The organism is Streptomyces sp. NPDC006711 (assembly GCF_042869775.1).
Lineage (GTDB): Bacteria > Actinomycetota > Actinomycetes > Streptomycetales > Streptomycetaceae > Streptomyces.
In genome coordinates this window covers 319,627-338,504 of sequence record NZ_JBIAGO010000004.1, presented here as the reverse complement: position 1 = coordinate 338,504, position 18,878 = coordinate 319,627, and the positions used below count along the sequence as shown (strand labels likewise).

Sequence of the window (18,878 nt, the reverse complement as noted above, 5' to 3'; positions counted from 1 at the left end):
TCCTGAGCATCCCACCGTCAGCGACACATGGAACGACAGCGAGAATCGCGCGACTGAACCAGGGACTCGCCGAGAAAGACCGGATGATCGACCTCAGCATCGGCGCACTGGACACACCGGCCGATCCCAGGATCGACCAGGGTGTGGTCGACTTCATCCAGACCCGGCCCCAGACGATTCACGCATTCGCACCCGTGAAGGGATTCCCGTTCCTGCTGGAGTCCGTCGCGGCGCGGGTGGCTCGCCTGCACGCAGTCGATTATGACCCGGACAGCGAGATCATGGTGACGCCGGGCGGCATAAAGGGGTCGATTTCGGCAGCCTTCCACACCCTGCTCGACCCCGGTGACGAGGTCGTGATTCCGGTACCCAACTGGCCGCACTACTCGGACATGGTGCGGCTGCACGAGGCCGTACCAAGGACGGTCCTGGTGACGGCGGAGGACGGCCTCACGGCACAGGCCCTGGAGGAAGTCCTCACCGAGCGGACCAAGATCGTCGTGCTTGGTGACTGCGTCAACCCGACGGGCAAGATCTACTCGACCGAGGAACTGTCGGCACTGGCCGAGGTCGTGGGCCTGCACAACACGCGGCGCGAGGCCGAAGGCGAAAGCCCTGCCTACGTCCTGTTCGACTCGCCCTACGAGGCTCATGTCCTGGGGCCCCGGGCCAAGACCTTCGCCGCCATCGATGTGAAGCTCACGGACGGCAGCCGCTGCTCCATGCGGCCGTGGACGGTGTCGGTGACCGGCCCCGGCAAGACCTATGGGATGCACGGCGACCGCATCGGCTATCTCTGCGGTCCGCCCGACATCGTGGAGGCGGCCGCACGGGCGCAGGTCAACCTGACATCATTCGCGTCCACCTACGGTCAGGTCGCCACGCACATCGCCCTGCAACCGGAGATGGACGAGGTGGCGACCTCCAGGGCGAAGACCGCGCGCGCCAACCTCGAGGCCATGCTGGAACAACTCGACACGGTCCCTTCGCTGCGGGTCGGACCGCCCCAGGGTGGCTACTTCCTGTTCATCGATCTGTCCGCCCACGCCGAGGCTTACCGGCGGCTCGGCCACAGCTCCGCCGAAGAGTTCCTGCTGACCGAAGCGAGGGTTGCCACGATCTCGGGCAGCCACTTCGCGGAGGGCGAGGAACTGCGCCATTTCGTGCGGATCAACTGCGGCCGGACGGCTTCGCTGTTGACCGAGGCCGGCAAGCGCATCAGAAACGCCCTCGCGCGCCTGGACCCCTGAGGCAGGTGTGGCGAAAACCCGGGGGCTCCGTGGCACCGCTCCTTTGGAGTGGTGCCACGGTCTCCTGGCGGTCGGTGGCACTTCCCCCCTACCGTCCCGCGCCCCGGCATACTCTCGTTCAGACCCCGGCCCAGTCAGGCGACGCACCCTCCACCCACGTACACACCGGAGGCGACCCTCATGGAGCAAGAGTTCAGGGACCGCTGCAAGCGCGCGTTCAGAGGCCGTCACCAGCTGCGCGCGGCGGCGGCCCCGCGCCGCCCTCGCCCCGGCCGGTCCCCGACGCCCCTCACCTACATACCTGTCCGCGAGCATCCACTGCGGCGCGGCCTCCAACTCCTCGCCGGTCTCGCCCTGTTCGGACTCAGCCTGTCCGCCATGGTCCGGACCTCACTGGGCAACAATCCATGGAGCGTCCTGTACGAGGGCCTTGCGCAGCGCACCCCGCTGAGCTTCGGCATGATCAGCGGTGTCCTCGGCGTCCTCGTACTCCTGCTCTGGATCCCGCTCAAACAGCGGCCGGCACTGGGCACGGTCGCGAACATCGTCGTGGTGGCCTGCTCGTCCGATCTGGGCCTCTGGCTCATCCCCGACGACCTCGCCATCCTGCCCCGGATCGGCCTGCTCGCCGGGTGTGTGGTCCTCAATGGCCTCTCCATCGCGGTATACGTCGGCGCGCGCTTCGGGCCCGGACCCCGCGACGGACTCATGACCGGCGTGGCCGCCGTATCCGGCCGCTCCATCCGGCTGGTACGCACGTTGATCGAGCTCACGGTGCTCGGCGTCGGGTGGCTGCTCGGCGGAAGCGCGGGCATCGGCACGGTGCTGTACGCGGTGATGGTCGGCCCGGTCACCCAGTTCTTCCTGCCCTGGTTCGCCTACCGGAGGGCGGATGAGCACCCCACGGCGACACCGGAACCGTCCCAGGGAGACGAATCCGGCCGTATCCGGCCACAACGGGGCGCGGGGGCGGCTCAGTTCCGCGGACGGTACATCGCGAAGCCGTCGCCGGACGGCCCCGTCGATCTCGGCTGACCCTCTGAGCCGAGTGCCGGCAACGCGTTGTCAACTGCCGTACCCGAAGGCCGAGTTACTTCAGCCCGCGCACACAGCAACGGCCATCGCGTACTCCCCCCGCGCCTTCACGCACAGGGAGAGTCCCGCGATGGCCGTTCCGTGTCCCAGGTGCCTTCCCGCCCTCCGCCAACCCACACGGCTCGGGGGGGGCGGGGAGACCACCAAGCTCAGACCTGGCCGCGCCAGGCGCCGGTCTCACGGCCGCGGTCCTCGATGAACTCCTTGAACCGCTTCAGGTCTCCGGTGACCTGCCGCTTGACCACCCCCAGCTTGTCCCCCACGTTCTCCTTGAGGCCTTCGGGCTCGTAGTCGAGTTGCAGCATGACCTTGGTCTTCGTGTCACTCAGGCGGTGGAAGGTGACCACACCCGCCTGCCTGACCTCTCCGTCCAGGGTGGTCCAGGCGACGCGCTCGTCGGGGATCTGCTCGGTGATCTCCGCTTCGAACTCCTTGGTGACACCACCGACCTTCGTCACCCAGTGCGTCATCTTGTCCGTACGCTGCTCGATCCGCTCCACACCGTCCATGAAGTGCGGAAACGACTCGAACTGGGTCCACTGGTCGTACGCCGTGCGGACGGGAACCTCGACCTCGATGGACTCCTCAACCTTCGACACGACAAGTCCTTTCCCTCAGTCGGCGGGCCGGACGAAAGTGTCCGGCCACGAGCGTCATGGCCACCGCCTGCCCCCCATGGCCGCGGCCATTACACGTACGGATCCACGGCATGGACCCGGGTGCGCGGTCACTGCCGTTCGGGCTCGCGCAGCAGGGCGGCCAGTTCGTCCGCGTCCAGGACGATGTCGAAGGTCTCGGCGAGCAGTGTGCCGATCCCGGCGGGCTCGATCTCCTTTTCCGTACACATGCCGTCGGGGGTGAATGTCCTCCAGGTGGTCCCGTCGAGCTGATGGTGTTCGGCGCCCGTGAACCTCTGGACGAACAGCCGTGTCACGAAGGGCGAGCGGGGGTGGGTGCCGATGTAGTGGCTGCCCATGCGGTAGTCGATGGGGTACTGCTGCACCAGGACGAAGGTGTTGCGGTCCGTCCAGCCGTCGGCGCCGTACTGGTAGAGCCGCCAGTCGTCGGCCAGGGCTCCGGGACGCCGCTCCAGCCGGTAGCGCCAGCCGTCGGCTTGCAGTGTCGCGCCGTCGGCGAGCTCGATGGGGGCGGTGGGCCCGCTGCCGAAGCCCACGTCGCACAGCCAGGCCCGCGGGTCGTCGGGGAAGCGGACGACGACCATGGCGTGCGTGGCCGGGGTGATCTTCGTAGCGTCGAGCGTGATGCGAGCGCTGATCCCGGTGATGTCGAAGCCGAGGCGTTCGAGTGCGGAGGCGAACAGGACGACGTGCTCGTAGCAGTAGCCGCCGCGCCTGCGGCGCACCAGCCGGTCCTGGACCGAGGCCAGGTCGATGGGGAGAGGGATACCGAGAGCGGCGTGCACGTTCTCGAAGGGGATCGATGTGGTGTGGGCGCGCTGGAGCCGGCCGAGGGTGTCGAGCGTGGCGTCGCGCGGGCCGCTGAAACCGATCCGGTCCAAGTAGGCGTCGAGGTCCAGTTCCTCGCCCTGCCACACCGACACATCCTGCTTCGCTTCCATGCCCTCGCCTCTCCCACAGTTATTCGCGGCCCCGTACAGCTACGCGCTACGCCTGCGTGCCGACCACGCCCCCGGAGCCTACGGGCCGGTCAGGCCGACGGGCGACGCGGTGCCCGGCCCACCCTCAGGCCGCACTGATCGGCGCGGGGTCGTCGGGGAGCTGCCAGGCGCCGCCGCGATCCTCCTTCGACAGCCGCGCCGCGATCTCGGGGACGCGCAGGAAGCACGCCAGTGCGGTGGTGGCCTGGAAGGCATCGATGGCGCGTTGGCTCATCGGCATGCCCAGGCGCAGCAGGCGGGGGTTGACCGCGCCCTGGATCTCGTCGACGAAGGGCCGCAGTACGCGGTCGTAGTTCGCCAGCGCGGTGGGCAGGTCGCCCGGGTGCCGCATGATCTCACCGGCCAGGACGTGGGCGCCGACCAGGCCGCCGGAGATGCCCATGCCGCTGTAAGGAGAGGCGCAGTGCGCGGCGTCCCCGGCCAGAACCACACGCCCCCTGGACCAGGTGCCGGTGCGGACCTGCACTATCTCCTGGGAGTAGAAGAACGGGCTGGTCTTCATGCCCGCGATGAAACGCTCGGTCTGCCAGCCGGCGTCGCGGAACCTGCTCGCCCAGAACTCCTGCTGGTCCTCGACGGGCGCGCGGTGGATCGCGGAGGCCTCCGCGGAATTCTCCCGCATCACGAAGTACACCTGGGTCTCGGTCGCGTTGTGGCTGCGCCGCATGATCTGGCGGCCGCCCGGCACCATGCACGTGTCCCGGATGTCGCTGTCGGACGCGATGCGCGGAACGAACCAGTAGGCCATGTGCATGCCGACGCGCCAGTACGGATCGAAGCCCTGCGGCAGGAGCGCCCGCCGGATGCGCGAGCCCTGCCCGTCCGCGCCGATCAGCAGGTCGAACTCGCCGGAGGAACCGTCGCAGAAGTGCGCCACGACCCGGTGCGCGTCCTGCTCGAACCCGTCCACGCTCGCGCCGAAAACGTGGTCGGTGTCGTCCCGCGTCGCATCGTGCAGGATGCGGACGAGGTCCCCGCGCATGATCTCGTACTCGGATGTGAGGGTCTGCCGGCCGCGTCCCGAGGTGTTGGCCATGATCGTCGCCCTGGTCCTGCCACGGGAGTCGATGAAGGCGACGCCGGCCTCGTCCACCCGCTTGGCCCGGACGGCGTCGAGAAGCCCCATCCGCCTGACGGCGTCGATTCCCTGCCCCCGCAGATCGACCTGGGCCCCGGCATCCCGCAACGAGGGAGAGCGCTCGGCGACGGTTACTCGGTGGCGGCCGCGGGTGAGCCAGAAGGCCAGCGCCTGCCCCGCGATTCCGCCGCCGGCGATGAGGACCCGCAGAGGTGGTCCAACAGGACCCTTCGTCATGTCCGCTCCCCAAAATCTATCAGTGAAAGATTCCTTTTCACTGTCATCTATCAGCGATAGATTGTCAACGTGACCAAGATGAACCGTGAGACCGTCGTCGTCGAAGCGCTCGGCCTGCTCGACGAGGTGGGCCTGGACGCCGTGAGCACGAGGCGACTGGCGAGACGACTGAAGGTGGAACAGCCGTCGCTCTACTGGTACTTCCGCACGAAGAAGGACCTCCTCACCGCCATGGCGGCCGCCGCGATGGAACCCCACGCGGCCACGCCCCTCCCGACGCCCAAAGACGACTGGCGCGAGTGGTTCGCGGACAACACGCGCAGTTTCCGGCGCACCCTGCTGATGCGCCGGGACGGCGCACGGCTCCACGCCGGCACCACCCCCACCGCCGACTTCGAGCGGATCCGCCACAAGGTGAACTTCCTTGTCGCGTCCGGCGTCCCCGAACGGGACGCGCAGATGGCGATGCTGGCAGCCGGGCGCTTCACGGTCGGCAGCGTCCTGGAGGAGCAGGCGGACACCGGCCCCGGGGGCGCGGCTCTTCCCGACGATGTGCCGGCGCTCGACCACGAGTCGGCGTTCGAGGCGGGCCTCGCTCTCATCCTGAACGGCCTGATCCATCGAACCGGGGTGCGGGAGTGACGGTGGCGCGGCCGGTTCCGAGGGCGAGGTGGCAGGTAGACGGGTGCCGGCGGCGCCCCCGGACCCGCTGAGTTGACACGAGGCCGCCCGGGAGCGGCGGGCGACCTGCGCGCGAGACCAGGCCTTTGACGCGAGGCGACGCGAGGCGCGGGCGCGGGCCAGTGTGTTCCGTGCCGGAATGTGCCCTGCCGGTGCGCGATCGGCTAGGGAGTGGCCGCGACGGCGCCTCCCGGTGCACGGGGGAGGTGACGGTGCCTGGCCCCCCTCACCAGGCACCTTCGATCGACAGCGTCAGAACTGGCGCACACGGCAGGCAAGCCGCCGTGGATCGCGCCGCCCCGCGCTACTTCACGAACTTCCAAGTGATCCCGTTGATGACACCTACGTCCAGCGCCGCGAAGTTACGGAACGCGGTCTGGCTGAGGTCGATGTGCGTCCGCTCACACGACAGGCACTTGTCCCGTACGGGCACTGTGATGGTCTTGCCGTGATAGGTGACCTGCACCGAAATACCCTTGCACAAAGGGTCGTTGTTCGGGTTCGCGGTGGTCCACCAAGCCGGCGAGACGGCGACCAGATCCTGACTCGACGCGTCGATCTGCGTACCGCAGGCGCCGTAGCCCTTGTCGTTGTAGTACGTGGCCTTACCGGACATCGCCTGCCCGATGGGTATGGAGGCATGGGCCGTACCGGCGCCGAACGCGACACCCACCACCGCGGCGGCCAGGGCTCCGCTCCATCTCCCGAGTTTCATACGGTGACACCTCGTTCCCGTTGCGGCACTCTCCGCATGAGAGCGCTCTCATGCGGCCGGAGCATGGTCGGCACGGGTACGGAGCTTCAAGAAGTCGAGGGAGCGGGTGGCGTCAACACGCCCTTGCGCAGGCGCACTTGACCGTCGCGCACGCGGGGGCTCACTAGGCAGGAGACGGCGCCGGCACCGCCGCACCCAGCCTGGAGCGCGCCGCCGGAAGACGGCGTGATGTGAACGCGGTCCCCGACGCGGCGGCCTGCACGCACCGAAGGCCCGCCGTCACGCGGCGGGCGCGGGTCCGTCTGATCATCTAGTCACCGGGCAGGTAACCACCCACGTGTGCCGGTAACCTGCATCCGTTACATCGTGATCACGATCTTCCCGTGAACATGCCTCTCGGCCTGCGTCATTACCGCTTCGCGAATCCGCTCCACCGTGAAGGTCGCCGCGATCGGCACGGTGATCTCGCCGGAGTGGATCGCGTCGGCGATCCCCTTCAGGGTGCCCGGAGCCGCGTCGAGGGCGCCCGCCATGCGCACGCCAGGCGGCGGGGCGGGGCCGTCGGCGACGACGGAGATCCGTTCGGGCACCACGCCGAGTTTCAGCGCCGTCTCGGCCGCCTCCCTTCCGAACAGGTCGGTGGCTGCCGTGATCCCTTCGGGGGCCAGGGCCCGCACCCGGTCCGCCAGACCGGGGCCGTACGCCACGGGTATGGCCCCGAGCCCGCGCAGGAATCCGAACGTGCCCTCGGACGCGGTGCCGAGCACCCGGGCGCCCGCGAGCTTCGCCAACTGCACGGCGAAGATCCCGACGCCACCGGCGGCCCCACCGATCAGGACGGTGTCCCCGCTGCGGAGACCGATCGCCGCAAGCGCGGCGGCAGCCGTCAGGCCGGACACCGGGAGCGTGCTCGCCACCGCGTCACCGATGTTTCCCGGAGTCGGCCACAGCGTTGCGGTAGGCGTCTTGACCAGCACGAAGTCGGCGACGGACCTACCGATCGCGGCCCCGAACACCCGGTCGCCCGTCGCGAAACCGGTGGCATCGGCGCCCACCTCGTCCACCACTCCGGCGAAGTCGCTGCCGAACCCGGCGGGCAGGGTGATTCCGAACCGCGCCGCCATGTCGGGCTGTGCGGCGATCTGCCAGTCCATCGGGTTGAGCCCGGCGGCCGTGACCCGGACGCGCACCTCGTCCGGCGCGGCGTGCGGTTCGGGTATCTCCTGCACTTCGAGGACTTCGGGACTGCCGAACCTCTCATAACGGACAGCTCTGCTCATCAGTGATCTCTCCCGGCAAGTGATGGGACTTGGTCTCATCGACCGTACACGAGTGATGGGACGAAGTCCCGTAGACTGTTCCCATGGCTCGCTGGCAACCCGACGCACCAGAACGACTCGCCGCCGCCGCACTCGAACTCTTCGAGGCGCACGGCTACGAGAGCACGACCGTGATCGAGATCGCGGAGCGCGCGGGGCTCACGAAGAGCACGTTCTTCCGGTACTTCAAGGACAAACGCGAAGTCCTCTTCGGCGGGGGGACGGTGGCCGGTCTGCTCGTCGAAGGGATCTCCGCCGCGCCACCGTCCGCCGGGCCGCTCGACGCGGTGGCGTACGCACTCGACGCGCTCGGCCGGACGTTCTTCACCGCCGAGCGCCGCGAATTCAGCGCCCGGCGCCAGGCCGTGCTGAACGCCCATACGGAACTGCGTGAACGCGAAGCCCTGAAGAGGGCCGACCTCACCGCCTCGATGATCGAGGCCCTTGTCCGCCGCGGAGTCCCGAGCCGGCCGGCGCGCGTGACCGCCGAACTGGGCAAGCTCGTCTGGGAGATCGCCTACGACCAGTGGCTCGACACCGACAACAGCGAGGACTTCGGCCCGCTGGCCCGGCAAGCGCTCGCCGAGGTACGCGCCGCCGCAGCCCTGCGGTAGTCGTGCGACGGCCCGGATGAGGGACGGTCGCGCGACCAGGCGGTTTCCTCTGGATGTCAGCGCGCCGACATCATCGGGTATCCGGCACACCGCTTGCCCCGCGCGGCGATACCTGTACGCCTTCCGGCTAGCGATGAGCCCCAGCAGGCGGCCGCGCACGGCCGACGACCGGCTGGACAACCCGCTACTGGACGGTGCTTCGCCGCCTCGCCCGGTAGGCGGCAGCCTTGATCTTGTTGCCGCAGGACTCCATGCCGCACCACTGACGTCTCATGCCGCGTGACCGGTCGATGTAGACCCGCGTGCACTCCGGGTTTCCGCACTCCTTCATCAGCGGCACGTCCGGGCCGCTGAGCAGTTCGACGCCCCCTCGGGCCACGGTGGCCAGGGCCTGGCCCGGGGTGGCCTCGTTGTGCCGGCCGCTCAGGGTGAGCTGGGGTGTCACGGGGTGCTCGCGGGCGGCGCCGTTCAGTACGGCGAGCGCTTCGGGGTCGAACCCCTCACCGAGTCGGCGGTTGGTGATGAGCCGGTACAGGGCTTCGCGGACGGTGACGGCGCGGCGGACGTCCTCCGCCGTGCCCGGTGTGATCGTGTCCACGAGCCCGGACTCCAGGTACCAGGCGTTCAGCCGCTCCGGCGACGCGAACATCTCGAACCGAACGGAGCGCCGCGCACGGAGCGTCGCCGCGAAGTCCAGGGCCGGGTGGCCGCAGACGAATACATGGTCGAGGTTCACATCACCATCCTGGCAGGTGACAGCGCACGGCCGCAAGGACGGCAACCGCGCCCGGCTCCGGAACGTATGCCGTGTGTATGTTCTGTGTACGCCCCGACGGGCCCGCCGGGCGCGAAGCCCGGCGGGTACAGCCACCTCGCTTGCGGCGCCTCACACTTCCGGAGCCGCCGTCTCCCTCAGTACTCCGTCGCTGAGCCGCAGCCACCGGTCCACCCCGACCTCGGCGAGGAACCGCTCGTCATGGCTGATCACCATGAATGCGCCCTGATACGAGTTGAGCGCGCTCTCCAGTTGGGCCGCGCTCACCAGATCGAGGTTGTTGGTCGGCTCGTCGAGGAGCAGCAGCTGAGGTGCGGGCTCGGCGCACAGCACACACGCCAGAGTGGCGCGCAGGCGCTCGCCGCCGGAGAGCGTCCCGACGGGCAGGTGGGCTCGTGCGCCCCGGAACAGGAAGCGGGCCAGCAGGTTCATGCGTTCCGCTTCGGGCCGCTCGGGGGCGAAGGCGGCGAAGTTCTCCGCCACGGTGAGGTCGGTATTCAGGAGGTCGAGGCGCTGCGAGAGGTAGGCGACGCGGCCCCCGCCGCGCTTGGCCTCGCCCGCGTCCGGCGTGAGCTCGCCGGTCATCAGCCGCAACAGGGTTGTCTTTCCAGCCCCGTTGGGCCCGGTCAGCGCGATACGTTCGGGGCCGCGGACCGTGAGGTCCACGCCGCCGTCGGCGAACACGGCGTTGCCGGCGTGCCGCACCTGTAGTCCCTGGCCGAGAAAGAGGTTGCGTCCGGCGGGCACGTTCGTGTCGGGGAGTTCGAGTGTGATGCGCTGTTCGTCGCGCAGCGCGCGTCCGGCCTCGTCGAGCCGGGCCTTGGCCTCTCCGAGTCGGGACGCGTGCATCTGCCCGGCCCGTCCGGCGGCCTCCTGTGCGCCGCGCTTCATGTTCCCGGCGAAGATCCGGGGCAGTCCCGCGCTCTTGAGGTTGCGCGCCGCGTTGCTCTGACGGCGTTCGGCGCGTTCACGGGCCTGCTGCATTTCGCGCTTCTCGCGCTTGAACTCCTGTTCGGCGCTGCGGATGTTCCTCTCGGCCGCCTCCTGTTCGGCGCGTACCGCCTCCTCGTACTGGGTGAAGTCCCCTCCGTACAGCCGGAGTTCACTGCTGCCGAGCTCGGCGATGCGCTCCATGCGGTCGAGCAGCGCGCGGTCGTGGCTCACCAGCAGGAGGCAGCCCTTGAAGTCCGACAGTACGTCGTAGAGCTTGCGCCGGGCCTCCAGGTCGAGATTGTTGGTGGGCTCGTCGAGCAGCAGCACATCGGGACGCTTGAGCAGCTGGGCGGCGAGGCCGAGGGAGACGATCTGGCCGCCGCTGAGCGTACTCAGCTCGCGGTCGAGGGCGAGACCGCCGAGTCCGAGTCGGTCGAGTTGGGCGCGGGTGCGCTCCTCGATGTCCCAGTCGTCGCCGATGGTGACGAAGTGCTCCTCGCTCACGTCACCGGACTCGACGGCGTCGAGCGCGCGGATCACAGCGGCGACGCCCAGCACTTCGGCGACCGTGAGACCGGTGGCCAGGGGGAGGCTCTGCGGAAGGTGTCCGAGCGTCCCGGTAGCGGTCAACGAACCGCTGCTGGGCCTCAGCTGACCGGCAATCAGTTTGAGCAGGGTGCTCTTGCCGGACCCGTTCGGTGCGACCAGGCCCGTGCGGCCGGTGGGCACGGTGAAGGACAGGTCCTGGAAGACCGGGGTGTCATCGGGCCAGGCGAAGGAGAGGTTCGAGCAGACGATGGCGGCGTCGGACATGGAAAGACCTCATGAGGATCGAGGGCAGGCAGGCACAGCTCTGCCCTGGGCAGCGCGGCAATGGGGGTACGACGAAGTGGCCACGGCGACGGCGTTCTGCGACGCCGGCCCGATGGCCGATCACATCCGGGTCTCACCCGGAGATGTCGTCTTCACCCGCCATGTCTGCGACTCCTCGCTCGGAACGGTCCACGTCGCCCAAGAGCCTAGCAGTCGCCTCGGCACCTCGACTGTTCCGCACCATCTCGCCCATCTCGCCCATGTCGCGCGGGCGGGGGCGCGGGCGCCAGGGCGTACGAGTCACACATGCGTCACGCGGAACGAGCCACACGGGTCACACGTTCCGCACGAGTCACACGGACCGCACGGGCCATTGAGCCCGGCCCCCCTTTATGACGTCACCTGCTTGACCGGTGACGGCTCATGTGCCAGGGTCGGCTCGTCGCCGGCTGCCGCGACGGCATGTCGGACAACGCGGCCGCCGCCAACTGCCTTGCCGCAACGAGCCGTTGCGTTCCCTGCATACGCATGACGGAGGGTTTGTGATGATCAACCGGCGTACCTTCAGCAAGGCCGTGAGTCTCGGCACCGGCACTGCGGCCGTCTCGCTGTCGGGCCTGGGCGCCCCGGCGTACGCGGCCTCGGACACGCCCCGGCCGGGCGGCGGCACCACCTCGGCCCCGACGGTTCCAGCCCCCGCCCCTGGCACCCACATTGCGTTCGCCCGGCTGAAGCATGTCAGGGCGGGCGTCCTCGACATCAGCTATGCCGAGGCTGGGCCGGCTCACGGGCCGGTCGTGCTGTGCCTGCACGGCTGGCCGTACGACATCCACAGCTTCGTGGACGTGGCCCCGCTCCTGGCCGACCTCGGCTACCGCGTGATCGTCCCCTACCTGCGCGGACACGGGGACACCCACTTCCTGTCGCGCCACACCCCTCGCACCGCGGAGCAGTCGGCCGTCGCGCTCGACATCGTCGCCCTGATGGACGCGCTCGGCATCGACAAGGCCGTCCTGGCGGGCTTCGACTGGGGCTCACGCACCGCCGACATCATCGCCGCCCTGTGGCCCGAACGCGTCAAGGCCCTCGTCTCCACGGGCGGTTACCTCATTACGGACGTCAAGGCGCAGCTGGAACCCGCGGCGCCGGCCGTGGAACACACCTGGTGGTACCAGTGGTACTTCGCCTCCGAGCGCGGCAAGAAGACCCTGGAGGACCCGAAGGACCGCGACGCGCTGTGCCGTTACGTGTGGACGCTCGTCTCACCCACCTGGGACTTCGACGACGCCACGTTCGAGCGCACGGCGCGGGCCTTCCGGAATCCCGACTACGCGGCGATCGTGCTCTTCAACTACCGCTGGCGCATCGGGCTCATCAAGGGCGATCCGCGCTACGACGGCTACGAGAAGCGGCTCGCCGCGCAGCCCGCCATCCACGTTCCCACCCTCACGCTCGATGCCGCCCTCGACCCCTTCACCGCCCCCGGTGACGGCTCGGCATACCGACATCACTTCACCGGGCCCTACGAGCACCGGACCCTCGCGAACATCGGCCACAACCTGCCGCAGGAGGCGCCAACCGCCTTCGTGCAGGCGGTAGTTGACGCGGACCATCTGTGACGACCCCTGCGCCCGGTTGCCGGAGTGGAGCTCGGCCAGAACCATCCGCGTCACCCCGCGGGGGCCCGTGGCGTCGGTCGACGGGGCAGCGTTACTGGGGCTTGAACGAGCGGATCTGGTAACTGCCTTGCAGGTTGCCGCGCCCACCGGACGGGGTGGAGCCGACGCGCGCGTGGTAGTTCGTCTGCGTGTAGTACTGGACGCGGTGGCCCGTCCTGTTCCGCACGGAGAGCACGTTCTTGCCCTTCTGGATGAAGGAGCAGTTGTCCGCAGTGTTGGCCAGTTTGGACTGTGACCACTGGCAGCGGGTGCCCTTGCCGTTCCAGCCGCTGTACATGCAGAAGTAGCCGGGCGAGCAGTTGTAGGCGGCGGCACGTGCGGGGGCCGAGGGGGCCGCCGTCGCGGTGGGCACGACACCGAGCGCGGCGACCAGGGCCACGGAGGCGACGGCGAACGAGTGGATACGACGCATGGGGGCAACTCCTCTTCGTCGGCGGTCCGTTCCGGCCCTCAAGGACTTGGGACGCCGAGGACCGGCACGGACGCGGGACGGGCCACGGCCGAGCGGTCGCGCCGCCGACCGGGTCCTACGGGAACGTCGTCCAGTATTCAGTCGCCTTCGAGCCCGTCAGCAGGCCATTTCTCGCCGACCGCGCGGGTGCGGAAGCACAGGGGCGCGCACTCCGGTGGTGCGCCGGACTCCACACCGCGCGCCCTGCGGCCCCGACCTCACGACGGGCACGTCACGCTTGCCCGTCGTGCTGTCCGTCGTATTGAGATGGGTGTTGTCCGCCGTACTGAGATGGGTGCGCCCGGGCGCGCTGTGGCGGTGCCGGCCGCACCCCGGTTACGGAGTCACGGTTACAGAGTGCGGGCCAGGCGCTCGGTGAGCAGCCGGGTGAAGCGGGAGGGGTCGGGCAGGTCACCGCCTTCGGCGAGGAGCGCGCTGCCGTAGATCAGCTCGGCGGTCTCCGCGAGTGCGGGGTCGTCGGCGTTGGCGTCGTGTGCTGTGCGCAGGGCGGTGACGAGCGGGTGGGTGGGGTTGAGCTCCAGGATGCGCTTGACGGTGGGGAGTTGCTGCCCCATCGCCCGGTACATCTTCTCCAGGGTCGGTGTCACATCGTGGGTGTCGCCGACGACGCACGCCGCCGACGTGGTCAGGCGTGAGGACAGCCGGACCTCCTTGACGTGTTCGGACAGGGTGGTGGTCAGCCACGGCAGCAGAGCGGCGAAGTCCTGTTCGCGCTGATTCTTCTGCGTGTCGGCTTCCTGGTCGCCGTCGCCGGACTCCTCCAGGTCGACCTGTCCCTTGGCGATGGACTGGAGGCGGTGGCCGTCGAAGGCCGTGACCCGGTCCACCCACACCTCGTCGACGGGGTCGGTGAGGATCAGGACCTCGTACCCCTTGGCGGTGAACGCCTCCATGTGCGGCGAGTTCTCCACCATCGCGCGGTTCTCGCCGGTCAGGTAGTAGATGGTGTCCTGACCGTCCTTCATGCGCCCGACGTACTCGCGCAGCGTGGTGGTCTTCTCGGGGTCGTGCGTGGACGCGGCGGACACCAGCTCCAGCAGGGCGTCGGTGTTGTCCGTCTCCTCGATCAGACCTTCCTTCAGCACCCGGCCGAACTCCGCCCACAGCTTCACATAGCGCTCGGCGTCCTTGGTCTGCATGTCCTTGATGGCGCCGAGGACCTTCTTGACCAGACGCCGGCGCACGCCGCGGATCTGGCGGTCGTGCTGAAGGATCTCGCGGGAGACGTTCAACGACAGGTCGTGGGCGTCCACCACGCCCTTGACGAAGCGCAGGTAGTTGGGCATGAGCGCTTCGCAGTCGTCCATGATGAACACCCGCTTGACGTACAGCTGCACGCCGCGCTTGGTCTCGCGGGAGAACAGGTCGAACGGTGCCTGCGAGGGGATGAACAGCAGCGCCTCGTACTCGAAGGTGCCTTCGGCGCGCATGTGGATGGTCTCGGCCGGGGCCAGCCAGTCGTGGCTGATCTGCTGGTAGAACTCGTTGTACTCCTCCTCGGTGACCTCGCTGCGCGGCCGGGCCCACAGCGCCTTCATCGAGTTGAGTGTGTCGACCTCGCGGGTGGTCTCGCCTTCGGCGTCGGTGCGCTCGGTGGCCATGCGGATCGGCCAGCGAATGAAGTCCGAGTACTGCTTGACGATCTGACGGATCTTCGACTCGGACAGGTAGTCCGCGAGCCCGTCCTCGCTGTTGGCGGGCTTGAGATGCAAGGTCACCGACGTGCCCACCGGCAGGCCGTCGACGGCCTGGATGTCGTAGGTGCCCTCTCCGTCGGACTCCCACTGCGTGCCGGAGTCGGTGCCGGCTCGCCGCGTGCGCAGGGTGACCTTGTCGGCGACCATGAACGCCGAGTAGAAGCCGACGCCGAACTGCCCGATCAGGTTCTCGGCGGTGGCGGCGTCCTTCGACTCCTTGATCTTCTCCAGCAGACCGGCGGTGCCGGACTTGGCGATCGTGCCGATCAGCTCGACGAGATCGTCCCGGCTCATGCCGATCCCGTTGTCGCGGACGGTCAGGGTACGGGCGTCCTTGTCGACCTCCAGCGAGATGTGCGGGTCGGAGGTGTCGGCCCCGGCGAGGTCGGAGTCGGTCAGCGATTCCAGCCGCAGTTTGTCCAGGGCGTCGGAGGCGTTCGAGATCAGCTCGCGCAGGAAGATGTCCTTGTTCGAGTAGATCGAGTGGATCACCAGTCGGAGCAACTGGCGGGTCTCGGCCTGGAATTCCAGCGTCTCGACACTGCTGCCCATGGGGGGCCCTTTCTGTGGGAACGTCATGAACGGACAGAACTGGGGCCGAGACGGCACCACGTGGCCCGCCTCGGCGTCGATGGTTGTGGGCAGGCCGGGAACGCCTCCGTGTCCACGACGAGGTGGGGCGCCCGTCGGCCGCAGGGGCAAGGGGCTCGGCACCGGTCGCGGCGCTGTGGGCTGCGCGCAGGGGTGGCTGCGCTCGCTTCGGATGCGAGGGGGCGGCGCGTGGCGAGCGGCCCGGCGAGGCGGCGCGGGCCGGCGGCGCCGGTGGGTTCGACGCCCCGATGGCGGGTAGCGCCGTGCACCGCGTCCCCGGCGGGAAAGGACACCGGGGTGTGGCCGTCGGTGCTCGCGGCCGACCGCACTGCTGATGTCACAAGCACCCCCCTAGGCCAGTCATCAAGTGGACGACATGCCTTCTGTCGTCCATTGGACGACATCGTACAACGCTGTCCGGGGAGCGCACGGGCAACAACGGTCCGACCACGTGACCGGCGTTACCAGATGCCGGTACGCCTCGCTCGTTGCTCCGTGCCCTACCGGCGTACATGGACCCTATGGCCGCGGACAGGGGATACCGCCAGGGTTTACCCGCTGACGCGGTGAGTGGATTCAGGGGTCATTCAGCGGCACGATTCGGGCGGCCCGGTTCGGTCTCTAACGTCGGGTGGTGAAGGAACCGCTCGCGATGAGACAGGGAGATTGGTGTGCTGAAGCTCAGGATCGCCGCGTTGGCAACGTCTGCCGTACTGCTCGGATCAGGCGCGGTCGCGGTGGCAACGGCCGCTCAGGCGCAAGCGTCACCGAAGTGCGTCGTGTGGGAGAAGAACACCACCAGGTTCTCCGGCTGGTGCGATGGCCGGGGGCCGGCGAGTTACCGCGCCACCATCACGTGCCGGCACGGCGGCGCGCATCAGGGGGCATGGGTGTGGCAGGGAGACCGCCGCGGTTCGACGGCATGGTGTGAGAAGAACGACCGCGTCGCCAGCAAGTGGCAGTTCCGGACCGCTTGACCCTGTGATGTGCTCGGACCCCGGCCGCGAGGGCGACCGGGGCCCAGCCATACTGTGCGTCGTTCCAACGTACGTGTTCTGTCATGCCCGGGGTGGGCAACAGCCGCGTTCCGTCCGGCTCGTCGATCGCGAACGAGTACCCGTAGCTGGGTGCCGAGTTCGACGTACCGCGATGACATCTCACCGCGCGTCCGAGCAGACACGGGCCGGCCCGATGGTCATCGCCGTGCCCTCGACACGGTCGGCCCGCACCGACAGACCGTTCGCGACGACATCGTCGAGCACCAACAGGGGCAACGGCACCGGCGGGACGAGGCGCGTCGAAATCGCCAGGGGCAGCACGCCGAAGGCGCGGCCGCGCACCATGGACGCGCTGAACTCGACGGAGCCCGTCAGCGTAAGCCGCTCGGCGACCACACACGACGCCGCGCCCGTGGTCGCGCCGTAGAGGATTCGAGGGCGGCGCAAGTTGATGGTCGCCGCTCGGCAGGTGCCCGCGACGGGCGGACAATACAGCCCCGTCACCGTCAGCGTCCGCGCCCGCAGTTCGACCCCGCCGGCGCCGGGCCGGACGGCCGGGCCGGACACCGACCAGCACGCGCGGACCGCCGTGGCCGCTCGCGCTCGTTCGCCGGGAGCCGGCTCCTGATGAGGCAGTGACGCGGGGCGGCACTCCTTGTCGGGCAGCACGCCGTGCGGCCCCGACGCCGTATCCCGGGAAGCGGGGCCCTGCGCGGGCGCGGGCCCGGGCGGCGGCCCGGGCTCGGCGCCGGCCAGCGGCAGGCCCACGACGAGCATCCCCGCGACCGCGAGCAGCAGGACGCCCGGACGGAAGGCCCCGTTCTTCACACCTCCCCCTCCCCCGAGGGAACGGGCGCCCCGCCCAAATCCGTTGCGGGCGCGCCGGGTTGCCAGGCCAGCGCGAGAGAGCCGCCGAGCAGCGCGAGCAGCATGCCGACGAAGAAGCCTCCGAGGTTGGCCAGTGGATAGGACAACAGACCCAGCGCGACCGCCGCACCGCCGCTGTACGGCGCCCGGGCCGGCCTGACCCACATGTGCGCCGCACAGCCGGCCAGCGCCGCCGCCAAGAACAGCGCCACCGCCCCGCTGGTTCCCTGCACCGGCAGCAGCCCGACCTCCGCCAGCGGGAAGTACCCCAGTTCGACAGCCGCAGCGGCCACCAGTGCGCAGGCCGGCAGTGGACGAGGCGTCCTCCAGGTCAACACGGATGTTCCCCGGCCCGTACGTCCATCGTGGCATCACTCAGCGAGAACATTCCCGCTGTCAGCGACCACGCCTCCATCCGCATGTGCTCGATGGTGAGCGTGCGGGCCTGCTGCCCGTAGACACCGGCGGGTCCTGTGATGCCGCCGCCGTCGAGCGTCGACGCGTCCCGGCCCATCTTCACCGACCCGAACGACATGTCCCCTCGCAGGGCATCGAGATCGAGCACCAACTGCGAGGCCTTCACCGGTCGTTGACCGTCCGAGTGGATCTGTAGCGTCACCGTGCCGAAGGGGGTGTGGGCCACCGCCGACTGGCACAGTCCGTACAGTTTGGCCTCGCGGATTCCCACCACGGCGACCGCGTGACGCCCGCCGGAACCGTCCTGTCGGAACGAGGCGAACTGCACCGCGCCTTCCGCCTCGATGTGCTGGGACGTGACCGAGAAGGGGCTTCTGGCGACCGCGAACGAGACGGGGATCGCGGCCGCGGTCGTGGTCATGACGGTGCCGGCGGCCAGCGCCAGCGCGCCGGCTCCCGCGAGGGTGAAGCGCCGCCAGTTCGTTCTTCCCTTAATCGTGGCCCGTCGGCGGCTGTGCACAGGACAAGGGGGAGTGCCAGAGCGACGCAACAGCGTTCCTTCCCGAAATCGACCCCCGCCCCCTTCAACGCCGGAGCCCGGCCGAGGTTGCGCCCCTCCGGGCGGGAAACACCCGCCCGGTCCCCCGGTCCCTGTGCCGAGACGCCCCCACCATCACCGTCGGGGCCGATGTCCAGATCAGCCCGAATGTTCAACTCCGCACGCTCGCCCACGAGTTGGATCCCGAACGGAGACGGGCCGGCGGGGAGGGGCCCTGCCGCTTCAGGTCCTGTCGGCCCCGTCGATGACGGCTGCCACTCGTACATCGCGCGGTCAAGCCAACTTTCCGCCGAGCCGAGCGGGGCGCCCTGGTCCTCGACCGACCTGCTGAGAACCGTCGTCATGCGCACAACCGAACCCATGCGATGAAGCCGCTCGAACCTTCCAAAGGGTGGACCCGCGACACCGCTCGGGCCGAGCTGTGGCACTGTGATCTGGGCCCGCACGCC

At 69.2% G+C, this 18,878-nt stretch carries 18 protein-coding genes; 6 read left to right on the top strand and 12 right to left on the bottom strand.

What is annotated here, in order from left to right; all coding sequences use genetic code 11:
* The first annotated feature begins 83 nt into the window (after positions 1–83).
* A complete protein-coding gene (locus tag ACFYM2_RS12030) occupies positions 84–1,250 on the top strand; it encodes a pyridoxal phosphate-dependent aminotransferase (protein WP_388835563.1) in 1,167 nt (388 codons plus the stop codon).
* 180 nt (positions 1,251–1,430) lie between these two features.
* Positions 1,431–2,285: a YitT family protein gene (locus ACFYM2_RS12025; RefSeq protein ID WP_388835560.1), complete on the top strand. Its 855-nt coding sequence runs from the start codon at positions 1,431–1,433 to the stop codon at positions 2,283–2,285.
* Positions 2,286–2,494: 209 nt separating this feature from the next.
* On the opposite strand, the gene ACFYM2_RS12020 is transcribed toward ACFYM2_RS12025, so the two are convergent.
* The 3 genes from ACFYM2_RS12020 to ACFYM2_RS12010 form a co-directional block, all read right to left on the bottom strand.
* Positions 2,495–2,944, bottom strand: a complete 450-nt coding sequence (locus ACFYM2_RS12020; protein WP_358997599.1) for an SRPBCC family protein — start codon at positions 2,942–2,944, stop codon at positions 2,495–2,497.
* A gap of 128 nt (positions 2,945–3,072) precedes the next feature.
* A complete protein-coding gene (locus ACFYM2_RS12015; protein ID WP_388835557.1) occupies positions 3,073–3,924 on the bottom strand; it encodes an arylamine N-acetyltransferase in 852 nt (283 codons plus the stop codon).
* A 124-nt stretch (positions 3,925–4,048) separates the two neighbouring features.
* Complete coding sequence (locus ACFYM2_RS12010) at positions 4,049–5,299, bottom strand: FAD-dependent monooxygenase (protein ID WP_388461921.1); 1,251 nt, start codon at positions 5,297–5,299, stop codon at positions 4,049–4,051.
* A gap of 78 nt (positions 5,300–5,377) precedes the next feature.
* On the opposite strand from ACFYM2_RS12010, the gene ACFYM2_RS12005 reads away from it, so the two are divergent.
* Positions 5,378–5,941, top strand: coding sequence for a TetR/AcrR family transcriptional regulator C-terminal domain-containing protein (locus tag ACFYM2_RS12005; RefSeq protein ID WP_358997811.1), 564 nt, complete (start codon positions 5,378–5,380; stop codon positions 5,939–5,941).
* A 343-nt stretch (positions 5,942–6,284) separates the two neighbouring features.
* On the opposite strand, the gene ACFYM2_RS12000 is transcribed toward ACFYM2_RS12005, so the two are convergent.
* Complete coding sequence (locus ACFYM2_RS12000; protein ID WP_358997590.1) at positions 6,285–6,695, bottom strand: cysteine/serine endopeptidase inhibitor; 411 nt, start codon at positions 6,693–6,695, stop codon at positions 6,285–6,287.
* A gap of 359 nt (positions 6,696–7,054) precedes the next feature.
* Positions 7,055–7,975, bottom strand: coding sequence for an NADP-dependent oxidoreductase (locus ACFYM2_RS11995; RefSeq protein WP_358997587.1), 921 nt, complete (start codon positions 7,973–7,975; stop codon positions 7,055–7,057).
* Positions 7,976–8,058: 83 nt separating this feature from the next.
* Between ACFYM2_RS11995 and ACFYM2_RS11990 the strand changes: the two genes are divergently transcribed.
* Positions 8,059–8,628, top strand: coding sequence for a helix-turn-helix domain-containing protein (locus tag ACFYM2_RS11990; RefSeq protein WP_358997584.1), 570 nt, complete (start codon positions 8,059–8,061; stop codon positions 8,626–8,628).
* A 184-nt stretch (positions 8,629–8,812) separates the two neighbouring features.
* Here the strand turns inward: ACFYM2_RS11990 and ACFYM2_RS11985 are convergent, their stop codons facing one another.
* Positions 8,813–9,364: a CGNR zinc finger domain-containing protein gene (locus ACFYM2_RS11985; protein WP_358997581.1), complete on the bottom strand. Its 552-nt coding sequence runs from the start codon at positions 9,362–9,364 to the stop codon at positions 8,813–8,815.
* A 150-nt stretch (positions 9,365–9,514) separates the two neighbouring features.
* A complete protein-coding gene (locus tag ACFYM2_RS11980; RefSeq protein ID WP_388835554.1) occupies positions 9,515–11,149 on the bottom strand; it encodes an ABC-F family ATP-binding cassette domain-containing protein in 1,635 nt (544 codons plus the stop codon).
* A 545-nt stretch (positions 11,150–11,694) separates the two neighbouring features.
* Here ACFYM2_RS11980 and ACFYM2_RS11975 point away from each other — a divergent pair.
* Positions 11,695–12,768 (top strand): alpha/beta fold hydrolase, encoded by a 1,074-nt coding sequence (locus tag ACFYM2_RS11975; RefSeq protein ID WP_388835551.1) that lies wholly within the window; start codon positions 11,695–11,697, stop codon positions 12,766–12,768.
* Between the two features lie 91 nt (positions 12,769–12,859).
* On the opposite strand, the gene ACFYM2_RS11970 is transcribed toward ACFYM2_RS11975, so the two are convergent.
* Both ACFYM2_RS11970 and htpG read right to left on the bottom strand, forming a co-directional pair.
* Positions 12,860–13,240: a peptidase inhibitor family I36 protein gene (locus tag ACFYM2_RS11970; protein ID WP_388461929.1), complete on the bottom strand. Its 381-nt coding sequence runs from the start codon at positions 13,238–13,240 to the stop codon at positions 12,860–12,862.
* Positions 13,241–13,629: 389 nt separating this feature from the next.
* Positions 13,630–15,549, bottom strand: a complete 1,920-nt coding sequence (gene htpG / locus ACFYM2_RS11965; protein WP_388835548.1) for a molecular chaperone HtpG — start codon at positions 15,547–15,549, stop codon at positions 13,630–13,632.
* A gap of 710 nt (positions 15,550–16,259) precedes the next feature.
* On the opposite strand from htpG, the gene ACFYM2_RS11960 reads away from it, so the two are divergent.
* Positions 16,260–16,565, top strand: coding sequence for a hypothetical protein (locus ACFYM2_RS11960; RefSeq protein ID WP_358997568.1), 306 nt, complete (start codon positions 16,260–16,262; stop codon positions 16,563–16,565).
* Between the two features lie 180 nt (positions 16,566–16,745).
* Here ACFYM2_RS11960 and ACFYM2_RS11955 read toward each other — a convergent pair whose 3' ends face one another.
* Genes ACFYM2_RS11955 through ACFYM2_RS11945 form a run of 3 tightly spaced genes read right to left on the bottom strand, consistent with a single transcriptional unit; the run spans position 16,746 to position 18,291 of the window.
* Positions 16,746–17,414, bottom strand: a complete 669-nt coding sequence (locus ACFYM2_RS11955) for a hypothetical protein (RefSeq protein WP_358997566.1) — start codon at positions 17,412–17,414, stop codon at positions 16,746–16,748.
* Positions 17,411–17,791, bottom strand: coding sequence for a DUF6114 domain-containing protein (locus tag ACFYM2_RS11950; RefSeq protein ID WP_388835545.1), 381 nt, complete (start codon positions 17,789–17,791; stop codon positions 17,411–17,413). Before ACFYM2_RS11950 ends, ACFYM2_RS11955 begins: the two co-directional genes overlap by 4 nt.
* Positions 17,785–18,291, bottom strand: coding sequence for a DUF6230 family protein (locus ACFYM2_RS11945; RefSeq protein WP_388835542.1), 507 nt, complete (start codon positions 18,289–18,291; stop codon positions 17,785–17,787). Before ACFYM2_RS11945 ends, ACFYM2_RS11950 begins: the two co-directional genes overlap by 7 nt.
* Positions 18,292–18,878: the final 587 nt, after the last annotated feature.

Excerpts from the sequence above, each read along its gene's own strand:
- ACFYM2_RS12030 (WP_388835563.1), top strand. The coding sequence starts at position 84 with ATGATCGACCTCAGCATCGGCGCACTGGACACACCGGCCGATCCCAGG.
- ACFYM2_RS11970 (WP_388461929.1), bottom strand. The coding sequence starts at position 13,240 with ATGCGTCGTATCCACTCGTTCGCCGTCGCCTCCGTGGCCCTGGTCGCC.
- ACFYM2_RS11995 (WP_358997587.1), bottom strand. The coding sequence starts at position 7,975 with ATGAGCAGAGCTGTCCGTTATGAGAGGTTCGGCAGTCCCGAAGTCCTC.
- htpG (WP_388835548.1), bottom strand. The coding sequence starts at position 15,549 with ATGGGCAGCAGTGTCGAGACGCTGGAATTCCAGGCCGAGACCCGCCAG.
- ACFYM2_RS11975 (WP_388835551.1), top strand. The coding sequence starts at position 11,695 with ATGATCAACCGGCGTACCTTCAGCAAGGCCGTGAGTCTCGGCACCGGC.
- ACFYM2_RS11980 (WP_388835554.1), bottom strand. The coding sequence starts at position 11,149 with ATGTCCGACGCCGCCATCGTCTGCTCGAACCTCTCCTTCGCCTGGCCC.
- ACFYM2_RS12015 (WP_388835557.1), bottom strand. The coding sequence starts at position 3,924 with ATGGAAGCGAAGCAGGATGTGTCGGTGTGGCAGGGCGAGGAACTGGAC.
- ACFYM2_RS11990 (WP_358997584.1), top strand. The coding sequence starts at position 8,059 with ATGGCTCGCTGGCAACCCGACGCACCAGAACGACTCGCCGCCGCCGCA.
- ACFYM2_RS11945 (WP_388835542.1), bottom strand. The coding sequence starts at position 18,291 with ATGACCACGACCGCGGCCGCGATCCCCGTCTCGTTCGCGGTCGCCAGA.
- ACFYM2_RS12010 (WP_388461921.1), bottom strand. The coding sequence starts at position 5,299 with ATGACGAAGGGTCCTGTTGGACCACCTCTGCGGGTCCTCATCGCCGGC.
- ACFYM2_RS12000 (WP_358997590.1), bottom strand. The coding sequence starts at position 6,695 with ATGAAACTCGGGAGATGGAGCGGAGCCCTGGCCGCCGCGGTGGTGGGT.
- ACFYM2_RS12025 (WP_388835560.1), top strand. The coding sequence starts at position 1,431 with ATGGAGCAAGAGTTCAGGGACCGCTGCAAGCGCGCGTTCAGAGGCCGT.
- ACFYM2_RS12005 (WP_358997811.1), top strand. The coding sequence starts at position 5,378 with ATGAACCGTGAGACCGTCGTCGTCGAAGCGCTCGGCCTGCTCGACGAG.